The organism is Pseudoalteromonas sp. SR43-7 (assembly GCF_014163785.1).
Lineage (GTDB): Bacteria > Pseudomonadota > Gammaproteobacteria > Enterobacterales > Alteromonadaceae > Pseudoalteromonas > Pseudoalteromonas distincta.
This window is the reverse complement of record NZ_JACJDY010000029.1, coordinates 14,527-29,715: the sequence shown is the minus strand read 5'-3', so window position 1 is coordinate 29,715 and position 15,189 is coordinate 14,527. Positions and strand designations below refer to the sequence as shown.

Below are 15,189 nucleotides of genomic sequence, written 5' to 3'. Positions count from 1 at the left end.
TGAATAAGTAAACCTATTATTTAAACTTATAACCCACACTATAAACCGCTGCTATTGGGTTTAGTCCTGCTTGAATGTCGTTAATCTTTTTTCGTATATTTTTAATGTGTGTATCTATGTTTCGATCGGATATGTCGATTGTGTCGCTGTATACGTTATTAATAATATCTTCGCGGGTAAAAACACGCCCTACGTGGCTTATAAATAATAAAAATATTTTAAACTCGACGGCGGTAAAGCCAATGCTTTTGCCGTTTAGGCGGGCTTCGTAATCGTCTTTGTGTAATTGAAAATTATTATGATTGATGATGTTGGTTTTAGGCTGGCTGGTCCTTCTTAGTACGGCTTTTATGCGTGCTATAACTTCTTTGGGGCTGAAGGGTTTGCATATGTAGTCATCGGCGCCGATCTCTAAACCCTGCAAGCGGTCTATTTCTTCACTTTTTGCGGTAAGCATAATAATAGGCACACTTGAAAAGGCTCTTATTTGCTTACATAGCTCTATGCCATCAACATCTGGCAGCATTAAATCAAGAAGTATTAAATCTACTGCGTTTTGTTTTACAAAACTAACTACACCTTTGCCATTATTAAAGTGCTCAGTTTCGTAATTTTGTTGCTTAGCGTAGGCAATAAGTACCTCGGCAATGTTTTCTTCGTCTTCAACGATAAGTATTTTTTGTGATGCCATTATTTTAACCTAAAAGTGTCAGCGTTATTTTAACTTCTAGCCCACCAAGTGGTGAGTTGTGCAACGATATTTGACCGCCATGTGCCTCTACTATTTGTTTGCAAAGTGCAAGCCCTAAGCCCGAACCGCCGTGCTCTCGGCTTCGAGATTTTTCAACGCGATAAAAACGCTCAAACAATTTTTGTAAGTCGTTTGGTAAAACACTTGGGGCGGAGTCTTGTAAAATAAGCTCAATGTTATTGGGTGTTTTGTTGGCAAGTATTATTACTTGCCCACCTTTATGCGTGTATTTGCAGGTATTTTCTAACAGGTTTGAAAATAATTGCACAAGGCGTTCTTTATCGCCATTTATTATACATTTACTGGCTTTGGCTAAGCTTTTGCTATCTACATTTAATTGACGCTCTTTAAAGCGAGCGGTGTAGTTTTCAATTGATTGCTCAAAAATGCTTATTAAATCAGTGCGCGCATTGTTATAGGTTAAATTAACGCTATCTGTTTGTGCTAGCTGGGCTAGGTCGTCAACAACGTGACTTAAGTTATCTACTTGGTTTATGAGTAAATTAATGCGCTTTGTGTCGGCTGTAAATACGCCATCTTGTACGGCTAGTAAATGCGAGCGTAGTACGGTAAGTGGGGTTCTTAATTCGTGGGATGTGTCTGACACCCATTGAAACCGCATTTGTTGGTTTTGTTCAAGCGTGTGGGCTAAGGCGTTAAAATTGTTGGATAGAGTACCTAGCTCATCTTTACTAGAGGGGATTATTCTGCTGGCAAAATTTCCTTTTGTTAACTCATCGGTGCCAGTCACTATTTGCTTTATTGGTTTTATTAAATGGCGAGATAACACAATAGCCATAATAAATGCGAGCACAATAACGAGTAACGTGATCATAAAATAGTTATGAAATTGCGCTGCTAAAAATGCTTTTGCTGGGCTACTTTGCACAAGTTTTGAAGGTACTAAACCTATCCAGCCTATAACGTTATTGTTTAATAAAATTGGCTCTATATGTGGGTTGTCGTTTAAATTCGCTCTACCAACAACAACTTTTTTATTTTGATCATATAAACTTATACGTTGCCCTGTTTTAAGGGAACCCGCAGGTAAGTGTACCCACAATAAAGAGGGCGTTGCTTTACTACTATTTGGTTTGGGTGGGGTGCTTGTGTGTTTATTAGTTTTAGGTTCACCTGGCTTTTTTTGCGGCTCTACAATAGAGCGCCATAATTGCGTGTTTTGCGTAATAGGTTGCCAACTGCCTAATTCGCTATAAAGCTCAATAAGTTGCTGCTTAACCATTGCGACATGCTTTGTTTCTTCTTGTTCAACAAAGTCGTTAAACCCTGACGAAAAGGTCATGTATATAAACACAAACATAAGCCCAACAAGGGCGATATTAGTGATAAAAAAAGCTAAAAAGAATTTATGTATTAATTTCACTGATTGGCAAATAGTAAAAATCATGTGTTAACGTACCAAGCAGTATTGCATATTGATTATGTGCCTACAATTAGCGTATTTGGGGAGTTGCTTACTAAAATCCTTTTTAAGTAAGCTTTTTAGATATGTTGATATTTGGACTAGAACTTTATTTTTGCGGTATCGCCAGCACCCAGTAACTTATATTGTGGTTTTACAAAGCTTGCGTGTACTGCACCTAAACTTTTAGGGAACGATATGGCAAGCTCATCTACTGTTGTAAATGTGTGCTTCGCTTGAAAAACAATTTCTAGGTCGTGCGCTTCGTTGTTGTTGCTGGTGGTAAAAGCGACGCGTTCAAACACGATAACTTGCTGATTTACACGTAAGCTCGTTTTTTGTTTAAGTGCATTTTTTACAAACTCTTCCTGTTGCTCTGCACTTAAGTTTGTAGGCATAAGCTTATCAATATCGCCCATAAGCCATGCTTGCTCGCTTTGCAGCGCTGAAATTAAATGCTCAGCATTAGTTAATACTTTAACCTCAATTTGCCCGTCTCTTAAAATTACTTGGGCTGTTGTGTTTTTTAATACATGGGCGCTCACTTGAGCGCTCATACTTGTTAAAATACACGCTAGCATTAGCCATTTTGATTTTTTTAAAAAATACATAATTACTACCTTTTATTGAGGCGGTTGACCTTTTTGTTTATTGAGGTTGCTCAATAATTGCTTTACAAATAAGGGTGTTGTCGGTTTCTAAGTCTTCGCCCCATATGAATTTTGCGTTTTCATCCCAGTTAATGTCGTCGTAACCGTCTTTTGGTCCTACATCGGCAAAGTTGTGCTCTACTGCATTAGCCCAATTGGTATCGTCAAAGTTACTTTGCAGCCAGTTAGTTGGTGCTTCTTTTGACATAAACGTACAAACGCCTTCGCCCGCAACTGGGTTTGATTCGCTTTCGCATAATTTGTTGAGCGGCGCTTTGTGAAGTATTTCGCATTTAAAGCTTTTATCGCTTACGGCAACTACTTTATTTGTATCGGTGTCGGTAAGCTGCATAATAAAACCGCCATCACCCATTTGCTGATTTTTAGCGCCGATGTATTCAAGCCCAGTGTCGTTTTGCTTAAAGTCTTTAATTATTAAATTAAGCTCAATAGGGTAGTTTGCAGAAAACGTAATACTTTCGGCATTAAATGAACGCTCTGTGGTTATAGGCACAGAATCTTCAACAAGTAACTGCTCGCCTATGTAGGCTGTAAACCAGTTATCAGCCCATGCTTCTAGCTTTAAGTTATGCTTGCCCGTAATGGCAGGATTTGTATTTTGCTTAGTGACTGTTGGAGTAAGGTGATTTGGTTGCGGACCTCTACAAAATGTCCCTGTTTGAACTTTGCCACCATTACTGATGGTTTTTTGTTTAAAGCTATAGCAGTATTTTCCCTGTGATGCAGGGCTGTAGGTTATAAAGTAGTTCTCGCCTTTGTATGAGTAGCTCATTGTACGGCTGCCGTTTTCAGAGATTGTGTGCGTTAGGTTTTCAACGCCTCCTTGTGGCGGGCGCAAGTCGGCTCTTATACCTTGAGTATCGCCACTAAGTGGTGCAACTCTTGGTAATTTTGCGGTATCTACTTCACCAACTAAGCACTGAATAATATACGGCGGCGTAGCTGATGTTTGGTAGCGATAGCCAAATGTGTCGTCGGCTTGCCCGTTACATACATCAAGGTCACCTTTGGCAATTGCACTGCCGTCTGGGTTTTTACTGCCATACAGCGGGTAACCATCGTAAGCCCAACCAATAATGCCATCGCTTGTTTGGTTTTTCATTGTGTCAATCATACACGTTGGCGATACATGATAATGGTAGTCATCACCTCGCCCTGCGTGTCCGCCACATATATCTAACTGTCCGAGTGCTAACGTGTCGTGTTTTTCATCGTAGCTATTTACGTCCAACTCACCTTGCGAAGAATAGTCGTATATTGGTACGCCATTAACGGCAACACCTACGGCTGCATCAATTGTTGTTATTGTTTTTGCTTTTTTCGGGTTTAGCTTTATAGGTGCTACGTAGTCTTTAGCTGGAACGGGTATTTGCTCGTTAGTACCTGTAATACCAGTCATTACTTCATGATCAGGATAAGTAGATGAGGCAATATAAGCATATTGTTCATCGCACGTAACAGATACGCTTTTATTAAACCCTGCATTACTCACTGATTGTGTAATAGCATCGCAACGAGGTGATTTTACGTTAGCGGTTAAATATGATTTATCAGGCTTTGGTTGCTCATTTGGTTTTGGTCTTGTATTTGGTTTGTGTTCGGCGCTACTGGCGCTTCGCGAGTATTTAACCGTCATACTTGCAGTATCGAGCGTAATATCTTTTACAGCAGCGAGTAATGCTGAGCGATCTACCTTTGTATCGCTATTAAAGGTAACCGGTGCAGATAACGCATACACAGTATAAGTATAGCTTTTTTCACCTGGACCTTTAGAGCAAGGCGGCGCGTATTGGCTTAAATCGTTTACGCTATTAGAGCCTACTTCACCGAGGGTTTCGCCCGCTTTAATTTGTGTTTTATCGGCGGCAATATTGTACATGGTCCAATACCAATGCATTCCCTCTGGCGCTTTATGATCCATAATTAACGCATAATATTTGGTTGCCTTAGGTGCTCCACTCCAGTTAAGTGGGGGGCTAATGCTTTGCCCATCGCATGTATAAGTAATAGGCAAATTACCGCCATCACTTACTTTTGAGCTGGTTAGAGTAAAATCATTGAGGTTTGATTGTTCAAGTGATTGGCTGTTTTGCTCGTTGCAGGCACTTAAGGTTAAGCAGCACAGGGCACTGAGTAAAATGGCATGGGTATTTTTCATCATTTAAAAACTCCAAAGATTAAATTAACTTTTAAGAGTGTAGTTCTCAAATGTAGGGCAATTATGTAGTTTTAAACTTTTTTTTATTAAGGGCTGGCGTTAAGTTGTGAGCTGCTTACGTGGATAAAGACTGGGTATAAGCGTTTGGTTATGAAAGGAAATATTAACTTAAGCATGGCTTTATTTTCACTCAGTTAAAGAACGCTAAAATCCTTATTTTAAATAAGGATTTTCACCCATTGCGACTACCACACAAAAAATTCTTAAATCTAACTCTAGCTGGTGGTAACTCGGCTCCATATGGCAGCAAAGTTGATAAAAACCTTTGTTGTGGTCTTTTTCTTTAAAGTGGGCGAGCTCATGTACCACTAACGCTTTTAATAACGGCTCGGGAGCGCGGAGCAAGTCGCTGTTTATCGCTAAATCGTGTTTACGGGTTTTACCTTGCATTCGATACGTATGTGTACCAAGTGCGTTGGTGACCATGTCGCCTTGCTTTTTAAATGCTGCGCGCCCAAACGGTGGTGCATTTTTTAAATATTGTTTTTTAAGCTCGGTTGCATAGCTATAAAGTAATTTATCGCTAGTAATGGTATGTGCTTGCGGGTACTTTTTAAGTAAGTAGTCACATACCTTGTTGTTATCTATAAGGCTTAATACTTGCTCAACAATGTTAGCTGGGTAGCCGGTAAAGTAACGTGCGTATTCACTCATTATTATTTCTCTGTCGTTTTACTTTTAAAAAAGTGCTGGCTGGTGGGCTTCTTTTTCGCCAGTAAATGGGTTTAATGCTTTGTGATCATAACCAAGGTCTTTGCAAAACTGCCTTGCTAATAATGGCGCTTCTCGGTTATCTGCCGTATGAAAAAACACATAGGGCGTTTTTCCTTCATCAAGCCATTGTTTTACTTTACTCAGCCACGGTTTATAAAAGGGTTTATAGTCGTTTTGTAAATCGGCGATAACAAAGCGCGCCATGGGCTCTGAGCCAGTAGCTATTGCATGTACCGGTAAATGCGGCTTTTTTTGCTGTGCATCTATTAGCGCTTCGGTTGTTGGTTTTACCGCAAATAGGGCGCGAGTATCCATCGATATGCGATTTATGTTATTTGCCATTAATAACTGATTAAGCGCTATTTCGGCTTCGCCCTTTTGAAAAAACGCAGTATGACGTACCTCTACACCGTAATTAACCTCTTTTGGTAATAGGCTAATAAATTGGGCGAGTTTGGGTAAGTCACCAGGGCCAAATGCTTTAGGTAATTGCAGCATTATTTGCCCGGTTTTTTCTAAAATAGGGGAGAACAAGTTAAGCCAATCAGTAAGCTCGGTTTGAACATTAGTTAGGTGCAGCTCGTGGCTAAAGCGACGATTAAACTTAAACGTAAATTTAAAATCATCGGGTACGCTGTTTGCCCAGCGCAATACGGTACTTGGCGCAGGAACAGCGTAAAAGCTGGTATTGCCTTCAACAGAGTTAAACTGTTGTGCGTATTGGCTAAGCATATCGGCGCTTTTACATTGGCTTGAAAATAAATTGCCTTTCCATGCATTACTCGACCACTGCGGGCATCCAATATATAACATACAAACTAGCGCCTTATTATAAAGTGGCGATAGTGTAGCAAATAACAAAACGAGCTGCTGTAAATTCAGGGGCAAAAGCGGCACACGCCCTAGCATCTTAATACTACTTGGGTATAATGCAGGGCTTAATTTGATTATTTTTAGATTGCTAGCGGCTTTATTTGTATTGTGGTGACCTGTTTTTTAAATCACACGCCTTAAAACAAATAAATATAACCGTTTAAGCCTTTTATCTGACAGGAAAACTATGCGCTCTATATATTGCGGACAGCTAAATAAAACTCACGTAGATCAAGAAGTTGAACTATGTGGCTGGATCAACAAACGACGTGACCTTGGTGGACTTATCTTTGTCGATTTACGCGATAGAGAAGGTTTAGTACAAGTTGTATTCGACTCTGACATTGAAGAGTTAATGAGTTCAGCTAACACACTTCGCCAAGAATTTTGTGTTCAGCTAAAAGGTACTGTACGTGCACGCCCTGATAGCCAAGTAAATAAAGATATGGCAACAGGTGAAATAGAAGTTTTAGGTACTGAGCTTACAATTATTAACCGCTCTGAACCGCTTCCACTTGATTTTAACCAAGTAAACTCAGAAGAGCGTCGTTTAAAATACCGCTACTTAGACCTACGTCGTCTAGAAATGAGTGATCGTATTAAATTACGTGCTAAAGCAAGCAGCTTTGTTCGTCGCTTTTTAGATGAAAACGGCTTTTTAGACATCGAAACACCTGTACTTACTAAAGCAACGCCAGAAGGCGCACGCGATTACTTAGTGCCAAGCCGCGTTCATAAAGGTAGTTTTTACGCTTTACCACAGTCTCCACAGTTATTTAAGCAATTGTTGATGATGTCGGGTTTCGACCGTTACTACCAAATTGTTAAATGTTTCCGTGATGAAGATTTACGTGCCGATCGTCAACCAGAATTTACCCAAATAGATATAGAAACCTCGTTCATGAGCTCTGATCAAGTACGTGGTATGACTGAAAAAATGATCCGCGAGATGTGGCAAACATTGTTAAACGTTGATTTAGGCGATTTTCCAATCATGCCTTACAGCGAGGCAATGAGCCTTTACGGTTCTGATAAGCCAGATTTACGTAACCCAATGAAGTTAGTTGATGTTGCAGATTTAGTTAAAGACGTAGAGTTTAATGTTTTCTCAGGTCCAGCTAACGACGAAAAAGGTCGCGTTGCTGTATTAACTGTACCGGGTGGCGCTAAGCTTTCTCGTAAACAGCTTGACGATTACACTAAGTTTATTGGTATTTACGGCGCTAAAGGCATGGCGTGGATGAAAGTGAATGACCACACTGCAGGCGCTGAGGGTGTTCAATCACCAGTAGCTAAGTTTTTAAGCGAAGACGTAATTATTAAATTACTTGAGCGTACTAATGCACAGTCTGGCGATATCATTTTATTTGGTGCCGATAAGCGTAACACAGTAAACGAAGCAATGGGCGCACTGCGCGTTAAGATTGGTGTTGACTTAGAAATCACTAACCTTAACAGTTGGGCACCACTTTGGGTTGTAGATTTCCCAATGTTTGAAGAAGATGACGAGGGCACATTACATGCTGTGCATCATCCATTCACTGCACCAAAAGATATTACTGCAAGTGAGCTTGAAGCAAACCCTGCTGCGGCTATTTCAGATGCCTACGACATGGTATTAAACGGCTACGAAGTAGGTGGCGGTTCGGTACGTATTCATAATGCAGATATGCAAGAAACTGCATTTAGAATTTTAGGTATTAACGAGCAAGAGCAACAAGACAAATTTGGCTTTTTACTTGATGCACTTAAATACGGTACACCACCACATGCTGGTTTAGCATTTGGCCTTGACCGTTTAGCAATGCTTTTATGTGGTACCGATAACATTCGTGACGTTATTGCTTTCCCTAAAACAACACAAGCGTCGTGTTTATTAACTAACGCGCCTAGTAAGCCTAATATGGATTCGTTAGCTGAGCTTGCAATTAGTGTTGTTGAAAAAGCGATACCTAGCGAAGAGTAATTTTTGTTTAGCTTATTGAGCTAAATTTAAAAACCCTTAAGTTATATGCTTAAGGGTTTTTTTGTGGTTAAATTTTCAGCAACATGTATTTTAATCGAATAGACGAAAAAGGAATTATTATGTCGATCAATGCCACCTTACTTGGTGAATTTTTAGTTTTTTTTATTGTGCTGAGTATTCCTATTTTTGCTGTAATTAGCTACAAAATAGGTAAGCGTAAAAGTACTATGCCTGGCGTTTTAGCTTTTGTGGGTGGCTGTTTAGCGCTATTTCCACTATTTGCTTTGATTTTTATTGCAGTGCTTGCGCTTAAAAAAGATTTACCTAAAAATAACGTCTACGCCCATTAAAAACTAGGTTAATAGTGTCAATTTCAAATAATAATCACTACTTCGACGAGCAATTTAATGCTTTGCAGCACGAAGAGCAACTAACTGAAAATTCTGAGTTTGAAGAGTGCACATTTACCGATTGCGACTTTTCAGACGGGCAGTTTAAAAATTGCCGATTTATACAGTGCAACTTTAAAAACTGTAATTTATCGTCACTTAAATGGAACTACAGCTCGCTTGAAGATGTAAGTTTTAGCCACTGCAAATTAAATAGTCTGCAATGGACTGACGTGGATTGGCCAGCGCTTAGTATTAACGCACCGGTGAGCTTTAATTATTGCGAGCTCAGTAATAGTTCTTTTTTTGAATTAACCCTCAAAGCCCTCAAATTAACACACTGTTTTGCCAAAAATGTTGATTTTAGACACGCTGATTTAAGCGGTAGTGAATTTACAGGAACAGATTTTCGCGATAGTGAGTTTTTTCAAACTAACTTAACAAAATGTGATTTTGTAGGTGCGACAGCGTTTAATATAGATTTGAATAATAATATTTTAGCGAATGCTAAGTTTGATCGCTTCGAAGCACTAAACTTGCTTACCAGCCTTAATATAGAACTATGTGATTAATTTAGTTTAATATGATTACATATCTAGAAGCGACAGCTTGGCTGGGCTTCTAGATACTGCGTGACTGCGTAATTAACGGCTAGGGCCATTTTTATTACGTGCACTGGCAAGCTGTCTTGCGATTGCTAATAACGCTGGTGAAATATCTTCAGCGCCATCTTTAATTAGTTTTGTAACGTCACCTGATGAAAACAAACCGTCACGTGGTGATTTAATACCTAACTCACGAACAAAATCCTTCGTTTTACCTGTGCTGCCTGTTTCAATAAACTTAAAAATAATACGTTCATTGTTGTTTTTAGCAGGGGTTTTTAGTGTTTCGATTTCGTCATGTATTGCAGTTAGTTTGTCTTCTAAAATTTCTATGCGTTCTTGAATGCTATTGTATGATTTCATTTATTGGATCTTTTACTAAATATATTTAAACAATGGCGGTTATTATCGCATAGTTTGACAATAGAGAATGCAAACCTATAAAGTAAAAGTTATTTTTAATTAAAAACAATAATTTATATAAGTTTAAATATGCAAAAAACACTTAAAAAGCTTTTACTGTTAAGTGTACTAGCTCTAAGTACACCAGTAATAAGTAAATCAGTAATCGGCGTAACAAGCTATGCAAACGATGGCGTTATAACTGATGAAAGCCGTAATCGCACTATTCCTATCAATATCACACTACCAAGTAACAATGCTAAGTGCACTGAACAAGTAAAATGCCCTGTAGCGTTCATTAACGCAGGTTACGGGATTAGCCATAACGGGTATACGTTTGCCAGTAATGCGTTTAATCAGCGTGGATATTTAACAATAGCAGTTGCACATGAATTAGAAACCGACCCTAACTTAAACCGTGAGCAGCCTTACTTAACCACTCGCATGGAAAACTGGCACCGTGGCGTAGTGGCGCTTAAGTTTTTAGTTAATGAGCTATCGAGTAAATACCCAGCATACGACTTTACAAAACTCACCTTATTTGGGCATTCTAATGGCGGTGATATTTCCGCATTATATGGCTCTATTTACCCCAATGAAGTTAGCACTATTATTACGCTCGATCATCGCCGCATGTTGATCCCACGCAATAAAAATATACGCGTACTTACTCTACGCGGTAGTGATTACCCAGCTGATGCGGATGTGCTGTTAAACGATTCAGAGCTGGATAAGTTTCCTGTTACACAAACACTAATAGAAAAATCGCGCCATAACTATATGTACGATGGCGGGCCAAAATGGCTGGTGGGTAGAATGAGTAAAGAAGTAGAGGGATTTTTAGATAGTAAAAGTTAGGTATATAAAAGTTAAATCATAGCGCAGTGTTACCTGCGCTATATTTATTTTACGGCAGTTATTCTACCAGTTCACTAACAATAACAGGGTTATTATGTAGTGTTTTATGCACTGGGCATTTGTCGGCTATTTCGAGTAAACGCTGACGCTCTGGCTCAGTTAAGTCGCCACGTAAGGTGATTTTACGGGTAATGGCTTCAAGGTTACCGGTTTGCTCACAATCGTCGCAATCTTTGTTGTAATCGCGAGTGTGATCAAGCTCTACTTTTACATGCTCCAGTGGTAAGTTTTTACGTGTAGCGTACATACGCAGTGTCATGGCCGTACAGGCACCAAGCCCCGCTAATAAGTGATGATACGGATCGGGACCTAAGTTTTTACCGCCTACTTTTATTGGCTCATCTGCAAGCCAAGTATGATCTTTTGTACTTACGTGCTGAGTAAATACGTGGTCTTTTTCTTCAACGAGTACATTGCCACCCGTTAAACTTGCCGTGTATTTAGTTTTGTCGTACTTAACATAACGGTTTGCCCACGTTGCAATTATTTGTGCAGCGTAGTCAGCATCGTTTTTATTTGTTAAAAGGTGATCGGCGTTATCTAGACTAATAAAGCTTTTAGGGTGTTTAGCTGATGCATAAATTTTTTCAGCTTCACTAATATTTACCGTCGCATCAATAGGGGAGTGCATTACTAATAATGCGCGCTTAAGCTTACTAATGTGGCTTTTATCGTACTTGGCTATATCGTCAATAAATTGCTTTTTAATGGTAAATTCACGACCAGCTAAGTTTACTTTAGCTTCACCTGCTGCGTTAATTTCATCAAGGTGTGCTTCAAAGTTATGCGCTACGTGCTGCGCATCTGACGGTGCACCAATGGTTGTAATAGCCGATACTTCAGGAATATGCTCAGCAGCAGCAAGAACGGCTGCCCCGCCTAAACTGTGGCCAATGAGTAGTTGCGGCGGAGCAAAATGTTCACGTAAATGATTTGCCGCAGATACTAAATCTTGAATGTTTGATGAAAAGTTACTGTTAGCAAAATCACCATCACTATTACCTAAACCAGTAAAGTCAAAACGCAGTACGGCAATCCCTTGTTGTGTGAGTGCACGGCTAATCCGTGTAGCTGCTGCAATGTCTTTACCGCATGTAAAGCAGTGTGCAAATAGCGCGTAAAACTTAACGTCACCAGAGGGAAGTTCAAGTTGGCCGGCAAGTTCTAAATCGCCGCTTTTAAAAGATACTTTTTGTCGCATGGGGAGCCTTATTTACACAAATAAAATATATTCTGTCAGGGCGTGTTGACCGTTGTGGATTGAAATTTGTTCAATCTAGGGGCGATTTAATCGCGGCGCGAGGTTTGTAACCTAGTGGACTAAGTAAAAACCGAGCAACAAAGAGTTAATCGTCCCTAGAAAGAACCCAAAGGGTAGCGCATGTTTGGCATTTATGCTGCGTTATCGCCTATTTATGGGGAACAACCACACATCATAAGCTCTGCCTTGCTTAAATACCAAACAGTCTGCTGCAAATTCACCCACCAAAGGTCAGCACGCCCTAGTAGACCAGAGATAGTTACTAAACCTTGCAAATTCAACGTTTTTTTATAAGTTGATCTTGATCAAGCAAAGTGGCGGTGACTATGCTTTGCGGACATATGTCCTTATGTTTTTGAGGTCATTTGTCTATCCTCGCATAGCGCTATAATGAAGGCTTTGCTACTTTATATAAGTAATTTAGCACTATTAAAAGCAACTCACTTCACACAACCTATTCACTGGAACGTACAATGCAATTACCTACTGTTGATTATAAAGCTCCCGATGCGGCTGCACAATTTGTTGAATCGTTAAGAAATACTGGATTTGGCGTTTTAAAAAACCACCCAATCCCACAGTCTTTAGTTGAGTCTATTTACAAAAATTGGCAAGACTTTTTTAACTCAGAGCAAAAGCACGACTTTTTATTCTCTAAAGAAACTCAAGACGGTTACTTTCCGCCTTCAGTATCAGAAGTAGCGAAAGGCTTTACAGTAAAAGACATTAAAGAGTACTTCCATGTGTACCCTAAAGGTCGCGTTCCTGCTCAACTTGAAGCTGACGTACGTGAATACTACCGTTTAGCAAGTGAATTTGCTGGCACATTATTAAGCTGGGTTCAGGCTGAAGCACCAGCTGATGTGCGTGCTAAGTTTTCGATTGATTTAAAAGACATGATTGCCGATTCTGAGCAAACATTGTTACGTATCCTACATTATCCACCAATGACGGGTGATGAAGAGCCAGGTGCTATTCGCGCAGCAGCCCATGGCGATATTAATTTATTGACTGTATTACCAGCTTCTAATGAGCCTGGTTTACAAGTTCAAAAAACAGATGGCGGTTGGTTAGACGTGCCATGTGATTTTGGCAGCTTAATTATTAATATCGGCGACATGCTACAAGAAGCGTCGGGTGGGTATTTTCCATCGACAATTCACCGTGTAATTAACCCAACGGGTAAAGCATCTACTAAATCGCGTATTTCATTACCGTTATTTTTACACCCGCATCCAGATGTTGTGCTTTCAGAGCGCTACACGGCAGATAGCTACTTGCAAGAACGTTTGCGTGAGTTAGGTGTTAAGTAACTCTAATACTTAGAGTAATTAAGTATAAACAAAAAACGGCCTATGGCCGTTTTTTGCATTTTTAAGCAACTTAATCACAGGTTTAATTTTAATAAACTATGCTCAATTGCCTGCAACGTAAATAATGGCATGCATTCTTAGCTACTACAGGTATAATGCGCGCAACTGGCTAATGTAGCCTTATTTAAAAGAGAGTTTATATGAGTTTTGAAGGTTTAGGTTTATCACAGTCTTTGGTTAATGCGGTTTTAGAAAAGGGCTATGAAACGCCAACGCCGATTCAGGCTCAAGCAATTCCTGCAATTATTGAACGCCGTGACGTTATGGCAGCAGCACAAACAGGTACAGGTAAAACAGCGGGTTTTACATTACCACTTATTGAGCGTTTGTCGTCGGGCCCTAAAGCTAAAAGTAACCACGTACGTGCACTTATTTTAACGCCTACACGTGAGCTTGCTTTGCAAGTAAGCGAAAACGTTGAAGAGTACGCTAAGCATTCGGATGTGAGCTCATTTGTAGTTTACGGTGGCGTTAAAATTAACCCACAAATGCAGCGTCTTCGTAAAGGTGTTGATATTTTAGTAGCAACGCCGGGTCGTTTAATCGACTTACATAATCAAAATGCAGTTAAATTTGATAGCGTTGAAGTGCTTGTACTCGATGAAGCTGACCGCATGTTAGACATGGGCTTTATTCATGACATTAAACGCTTAATTGCTAAAATGCCTGCTAAACGTCAAAACTTGATGTTTTCGGCTACATTTTCTGACGAAATTCGTGCATTAGCAAAAGGGTTAATTAATGACCCTGTTGAAATTTCAGTTGCTGCAAAAAATACTACTGCAAAAAGTGTTACTCAGTGCGTTTACGCGGTAGATAAAACACGTAAAACAGCATTGCTAAGCCACTTAATTCGCACTAACGATTGGCAACAAGTATTAGTGTTTAGCCGTACAAAGCACGGTGCTAACCGCTTAGTTAAACAACTTGAACGCGATGACATTGTAGGCGCGGCTATCCATGGTAATAAATCACAAGGCGCACGTGTTAAAGCACTTGATGGTTTTAAAAGTGGTGAAGTACGCGTATTAGTAGCAACAGACATTGTTGCACGTGGCTTAGACATTGTTGAATTACCGCATGTTGTTAACTACGATTTGCCAAATGTATATGAAGATTACGTTCACCGTATTGGCCGTACAGGCCGTGCTGGTGCGTCGGGTCATGCGATTTCGTTTGTAACGGTTGATGATGCTGTTGATTTATATGGTATTGAACGCTTTATTGGTGAGCTTATTCCACGTGCTGAAGAAGACGGTTTTGAGCCTATTAATCCAGTAGCTGAACGCGCATTAGATGCTCGCCCACTGCCGGCTAAAAAGCCTAAGAAAAAGCAGCCTTTTAATAAGCCTAAATCTGATAGCAGCAAGCCTAACAGTAAAAAGCCGAACAATGGTGGTAATGGTACCGGCCCACGCCGTGGTGGTTCTAAAAAGCCAGCTGCTAAAACAGATGACAGCGCGCAAAACCCATGGGCAAAGCGTGAATCTGTTGGCGGTAATGGCCAACGCCGTCGTCGCACAAATAACGATTAATCATTATTAGTGATTGCACTAGCGTTTAATTAATTTAGAATTTAGTTAAAGGCAGATACAAAAAACGCGCTCCCTTCTTTAATTAAATAG

Annotated in this window: 14 protein-coding genes; 6 read left to right on the top strand and 8 right to left on the bottom strand. The window is 39.9% G+C overall.

The annotated features are described in order from the left end of the window. Positions 1-16: 16 nt before the first annotated feature. The 6 genes from H5087_RS17950 to H5087_RS17925 form a co-directional block, all read right to left on the bottom strand. On the bottom strand, positions 17-691 hold the full coding sequence (locus H5087_RS17950) for a response regulator (protein WP_182672921.1): 675 nt from the start codon (positions 689-691) through the stop codon (positions 17-19). Between the two features lie 4 nt (positions 692-695). After that, positions 696-2,054 carry an ATP-binding protein gene (locus H5087_RS17945; RefSeq protein ID WP_259397788.1) on the bottom strand — a complete coding sequence of 453 codons (1,359 nt, stop codon included), beginning with the start codon at positions 2,052-2,054 and terminating at the stop codon, positions 696-698. Between the two features lie 221 nt (positions 2,055-2,275). Then, entirely contained in the window at positions 2,276-2,785 is a 510-nt protein-coding gene (locus H5087_RS17940) for a hypothetical protein (RefSeq protein WP_182672919.1), read from the bottom strand. 37 nt (positions 2,786-2,822) lie between these two features. Beyond that, on the bottom strand, positions 2,823-5,006 hold the full coding sequence (locus tag H5087_RS17935) for a YHYH protein (RefSeq protein ID WP_182672918.1): 2,184 nt from the start codon (positions 5,004-5,006) through the stop codon (positions 2,823-2,825). A 210-nt stretch (positions 5,007-5,216) separates the two neighbouring features. Beyond that, complete coding sequence (locus H5087_RS17930; protein ID WP_182672917.1) at positions 5,217-5,717, bottom strand: M48 family metallopeptidase; 501 nt, start codon at positions 5,715-5,717, stop codon at positions 5,217-5,219. A 24-nt stretch (positions 5,718-5,741) separates the two neighbouring features. After that, entirely contained in the window at positions 5,742-6,590 is an 849-nt protein-coding gene (locus H5087_RS17925; RefSeq protein WP_182672916.1) for a DUF72 domain-containing protein, read from the bottom strand. A 247-nt stretch (positions 6,591-6,837) separates the two neighbouring features. Here H5087_RS17925 and aspS point away from each other — a divergent pair, with 247 nt between their 5' ends. The 3 genes from aspS (at position 6,838) to H5087_RS17910 (ending at position 9,577) form a co-directional block, all read left to right on the top strand. Then, the gene (gene aspS / locus H5087_RS17920; RefSeq protein WP_182672915.1) at positions 6,838-8,616 is read left to right on the top strand and encodes an aspartate--tRNA ligase; all 1,779 of its coding nucleotides are present in this window, start codon (positions 6,838-6,840) and stop codon (positions 8,614-8,616) included. Positions 8,617-8,735: 119 nt separating this feature from the next. Further along, positions 8,736-8,966 (top strand): hypothetical protein, encoded by a 231-nt coding sequence (locus tag H5087_RS17915; RefSeq protein WP_182672914.1) that lies wholly within the window; start codon positions 8,736-8,738, stop codon positions 8,964-8,966. Between the two features lie 14 nt (positions 8,967-8,980). Further along, the gene (locus tag H5087_RS17910; protein WP_182672913.1) at positions 8,981-9,577 is read left to right on the top strand and encodes a pentapeptide repeat-containing protein; all 597 of its coding nucleotides are present in this window, start codon (positions 8,981-8,983) and stop codon (positions 9,575-9,577) included. A 72-nt stretch (positions 9,578-9,649) separates the two neighbouring features. Here H5087_RS17910 and H5087_RS17905 read toward each other — a convergent pair whose 3' ends face one another. Continuing rightward, the gene (locus H5087_RS17905) at positions 9,650-9,973 is read right to left on the bottom strand and encodes a hypothetical protein (protein ID WP_007377991.1); all 324 of its coding nucleotides are present in this window, start codon (positions 9,971-9,973) and stop codon (positions 9,650-9,652) included. Positions 9,974-10,102: 129 nt separating this feature from the next. Here H5087_RS17905 and H5087_RS17900 point away from each other — a divergent pair, with 129 nt between their 5' ends. Further along, on the top strand, positions 10,103-10,870 hold the full coding sequence (locus H5087_RS17900; protein ID WP_182672912.1) for an alpha/beta hydrolase: 768 nt from the start codon (positions 10,103-10,105) through the stop codon (positions 10,868-10,870). Between the two features lie 58 nt (positions 10,871-10,928). Here H5087_RS17900 and H5087_RS17895 read toward each other — a convergent pair whose 3' ends face one another. Next, positions 10,929-12,131, bottom strand: a complete 1,203-nt coding sequence (locus H5087_RS17895; protein WP_033040721.1) for a bifunctional alpha/beta hydrolase/OsmC family protein — start codon at positions 12,129-12,131, stop codon at positions 10,929-10,931. Between the two features lie 533 nt (positions 12,132-12,664). Here H5087_RS17895 and H5087_RS17890 point away from each other — a divergent pair. Together H5087_RS17890 and H5087_RS17885 are read left to right on the top strand one after the other, a co-directional pair. Further along, positions 12,665-13,504 carry an isopenicillin N synthase family oxygenase gene (locus tag H5087_RS17890; protein WP_182672911.1) on the top strand — a complete coding sequence of 280 codons (840 nt, stop codon included), beginning with the start codon at positions 12,665-12,667 and terminating at the stop codon, positions 13,502-13,504. A gap of 200 nt (positions 13,505-13,704) precedes the next feature. Next, complete coding sequence (locus H5087_RS17885; RefSeq protein WP_024595752.1) at positions 13,705-15,099, top strand: DEAD/DEAH box helicase; 1,395 nt, start codon at positions 13,705-13,707, stop codon at positions 15,097-15,099. The last annotated feature ends 90 nt before the right edge of the window (positions 15,100-15,189 follow it).